Annotated in this window: 3 protein-coding genes; all 3 read right to left on the bottom strand. The window is 29.5% G+C overall.

All coding sequences use genetic code 11. The features are described from left to right. A partial coding sequence (locus HHT355_RS13430; RefSeq protein WP_103203943.1) for a TnsA endonuclease N-terminal domain-containing protein occupies nt 1–616 on the bottom strand: 616 nt, incomplete at its 3' end. A gap of 466 nt (nt 617–1,082) precedes the next feature. Further along, on the bottom strand, nt 1,083–1,544 hold the full coding sequence (locus tag HHT355_RS13765) for a hypothetical protein (RefSeq protein ID WP_199179203.1): 462 nt from the start codon (nt 1,542–1,544) through the stop codon (nt 1,083–1,085). Nucleotides 1,545–1,665: 121 nt separating this feature from the next. After that, nucleotides 1,666–3,155 (bottom strand): HIRAN domain-containing protein (locus HHT355_RS13415; protein ID WP_242967695.1); only part of this gene is annotated, 1,490 nt, incomplete at its 5' end.

Genomic DNA, 3,155 nt, shown 5'->3' with positions numbered 1-3,155 from the left:
CTAATAAATCAGCCAATTCATCTTCAGAAAAACTATTATCGCTACCAAAGCCCATCACTGAATGAATCCATTCGATGTTTTTCGCCCGAACTGTATTTATATCCTTATTAGTTACAATCCCCCAATTTATTCCCTGTGCTTCCCAGTACCTCCGCTCAATTTCAAGTTTCTCAATTGTACTCCTTCTTGATAATTCAGAAGCATATTTAATACTTCTCGCTGCAAAACTCTTTTTACCATCAGAATCTAACAGGGTAATTAAAAATGTAGTAGTTATTATATAAGGTTCTTTCGTTTTCTTATCTACAAACTTATCAATTTTTAAATCAGTAGTATCATTCAGTACCACTTCTAAATCTATAAGGGGGTAGTGCTCCCGAATATCAATTACTTTCTCCTCCCAATCCAATAAGTAGAAATATTTCAATTGCGTATCTGAGAAAAAATGATGAATTCTATTGGTTGTCCATCCAAAAACTCTCGTTACCCTACCCATTGATGGAAAGTCCTGAATCGTCAACCAGGGTTTATAGTTTTCTCCTTCTCCCTGTCCTCTGCCCTCTTTTATCCATCTATCTAATTTATTTGAATCCCAGTTATTACTTCTTTTAGCCATCTTGTTACCTCCATTTAATTTAGAAATTGCAAACAAAAAATGCCACTGACTCAAGGCATCGTTAAGATGTCTGTGTCAATGGCATTTTAATCCATTTATGCTGTGTATTTTAATTTTATCATAAAATAACTTTATTTTAAACGTTAAATTTTAATTTGAAATAGGTTGTAGTGGCCAAGTAAAATTCTATGTATTACTTGCACAAGGAGGCATTTAAGTATCATGAGAGGAAGTATTTTTAGAACTATAAGATTGCTTATACTAGCAAACATATTCTTAATACCCTTTTCAATCGCCGTTCAAAGTATTGTCATACGATTTATTATCGGCTTATTAATAGGTTTTTCATTCATTATACTACTATCCTTTACCAGCAAAATACAAAGGATGTATGAAAAGGGTAAATTGAAGTAATAAAAAAGGCATTGGTAGAATTTAGCACCTATCAATGCCTTTTTTCATTGATTCACTGGAGTATACTGCCTTTAATTTTGTAGTTTTTTATATAATCCCAATATGCTTTTACTTCATCGCTGTCTAGCATTTCAAAAATGCCCTCAATATAATCATAAAAATCCTTGTATGTCTTTCGGATGGAAGGTCGCAATTCTTCTCTAAGATGTGGTAAAGAGTAATTGCAAAACACCAAATCCCTTAAGACCAGGAATTCTGCAATACTTGTTTCTAAAATAACTTCTTTTTTATTATAAGGTTCGGTTATAAGAATATATAGTTTAACCATTAACATCTCGGCATTGCCTATATATTCATATATTGCAAAGTTATTTACTACCTCTTCTTCATTACCCAATACTTCAAGAAGTCTATCTACCTGCTGCAATAAAATGAATAGTAATTTTTTAGTAATTACAACTTGAATATTTTCTTCATTGAATTTTGAATAAATTTCTTCCGATTTTAAAAGCATAAAATAAGCCCTCCTTATATCTATAAAATTCCTATTTCTAAACTGTGTATAATATAAATAGGGCTACACATTCTTATCAAGTTTTATAATCAATTTAAATGAATACTAATATATTTTCTTTTTAATTACTAACTTTTATTATTATTTCTACTGTTCTGGCTGTTAACCTAATAATCTCTACCTTTAAAACATGGTCGCCTTGAATATACTCAAATATTTCTTCTGAATATTCAGCAGGCACATAGCCAATTTTTTCTCCCTTTAGAGTTTTAACTTCAATAGCGAATTCATCGTATAAGTTTTGAGGCTCATGATTTAATAACAGTTGTGTATTCTTATTTATACTTTTATTACTGTACAAATTGAAATAATCATAAAACTGTAATCCTCTTACATCACATATAATTTTACCTGTATCTCTTAAAAATGAAGTTCTCTTTCTCAATTTAGTTCTAACCCTCGCAATTTGCCTTATAGAAATATCATCTATTCCTTTTATCCCTTTTTCTAACTCGTAAAATCTCTTTTCTAAAATCCACTTATCTATAGTCCATTCAGGGTCTTTGGACGAATCATTCTCGTACATCGCTGCCAATGTATTAGCCAATTCTCGAGATTCAATACCTAATGTACATAATTTGACTGCTTCCAAATTCTCCACGCCATATTTTATTTTAGCAGGTAAATCCTTCAAGATAAAATCAGCAAACATTAATCTATCTTTGGCTAAAGCATATAGAGAACTAAAAGCCCAAGGTAGTTTATATAAAAACATATCATTGATATAATTGACACAGGTCTGAGTTCTGTTTGAGATATTATTGTCTTCATAGAATATAGAGTCCCGAATTTTGAGAAAACTTTCACCACTAATCCAACTTATAAAAGCCTTATAATTGTCGACTTTATAGTTAACGTTTTTATTGCCCACTTTATAAAAGTATTGTTTAGGACTTATTTCCTTTAATTCAATTATCTTTTTAAATATTTCTGGAGTAATAATTTTTTGTAAATCAAAATCGAATCCACTTTCATTTTTTGAAATCTCGTCAACAATTTCTAATAAAACACGATTGGACCTAAAACTTAGTCCCGTCCTATTAAATTTTTCAATAATGCTTTTATCCAATTTCCTAACAAAGTTATAATACTTAATACACACTTTATCAAACTTATCTAATACTTTATCATCTGCTTGTTTTGCAAATAGTGAATGTTTTAATAGTTCATATAAATCGTCATAACCATTTATATAGTCTATATGCTCTTCATATAAACTAAAAATAAATACCTGCAATCTATCAATAAAATCTAATAGAGATTTCTCAATATCTTGTATGGATATCTCTATTATTTCTTCTAACTGGTCGATAATTGAATATATTTTATCAAATTCTTCAATCATTGAACTATGAACATTAGTTTCTTGAGATTCGCAAGACCAAAGTTGTTTGAAGTAACTTATTTTATCATTATTAAAATAATATTCTGGATGGCAAATTAAAAATATATTTCCTTCAGTATCTATATAGGCTCTTCCAGCCCTACCGACTATATTTTTGAAATCCGCAATAGATAATTTATATTCACCTTCATATGATGTATATAATG

Origin of the sequence: Herbinix hemicellulosilytica (assembly GCF_002904165.1) — a bacterium.
Lineage (GTDB): Bacteria > Bacillota > Clostridia > Lachnospirales > Lachnospiraceae > Mobilitalea > Mobilitalea hemicellulosilytica.
Note: the sequence above shows the minus strand (reverse complement) of the source record. Positions and strands in the feature narration are given on the sequence as shown.

Bases quoted from the DNA above. Each gene is read 5' to 3' on its own strand.
- HHT355_RS13765 (WP_199179203.1), bottom strand. From the start codon at position 1,544: ATGCTTTTAAAATCGGAAGAAATTTATTCAAAATTCAATGAAGAAAAT.